This is a genomic window from Segeticoccus rhizosphaerae, from assembly GCF_009192725.1.
Classification (GTDB): domain Bacteria; phylum Actinomycetota; class Actinomycetes; order Actinomycetales; family Dermatophilaceae; genus Segeticoccus; species Segeticoccus rhizosphaerae.
In genome coordinates, this window is the sequence record NZ_VOHR01000741.1 from 1 (window position 1) to 527 (window position 527).

The 527-nt window shown below is 71.2% G+C and carries 1 protein-coding gene; it reads right to left on the reverse strand.

Annotation, left to right across the window (positions count from 1 at the left end):
• Positions 1-527: transposase (locus tag FRW57_RS22765; RefSeq protein WP_152187151.1), on the reverse strand; the 527-nt coding region annotated here is incomplete at both ends.

Sequence of the window (527 nt, forward strand, 5' to 3'; positions counted from 1 at the left end):
TCGCGGAGCTCCTTGTTCACCGCCCATCGGTAGGTGACCGCCTTGTGTTTGCCGGATTGTCGGGTCGAGGGTGCGACGCCGGCCAGGCAGGCCAGGGAGGCTGCGTCGGGGAACCGGCCCCGGACGTCGCCGATCTCGGCGAGCAGTCGGGCGGCGCGCACGGTGCCGGCGCGGGGCAGGGACTGGAAGATGTGGGCGTCGGCGTGCAGGGTGAGCTGTTCTGCGATCTGGGCCTCGAGGGCCACGATCTGCTCGACGAGCTCGTTCAGCACGTTCAGCATGGCTCGGGTGAGGTGGGCGCGTGCGGCGCCGTCGGGACCGACCGGTCCGCGGGGCGCAGCCTGCAGGTGGGCGAACAGGTCGGCGGGGTCCTTGCGGCCGCAGTAGCCGACGCTGCTCAGCCAGGCTGCCAGACGCTTCACGCTGAGCCAGTCGGCGCGCTCCTGGGAGTCGAAGCGGGCCAGGAATCTCAGGCTGATCTGGGAGTCGAGGTCCCTGAAGAGGCCAACAGCGCCGGGGAACGCGGC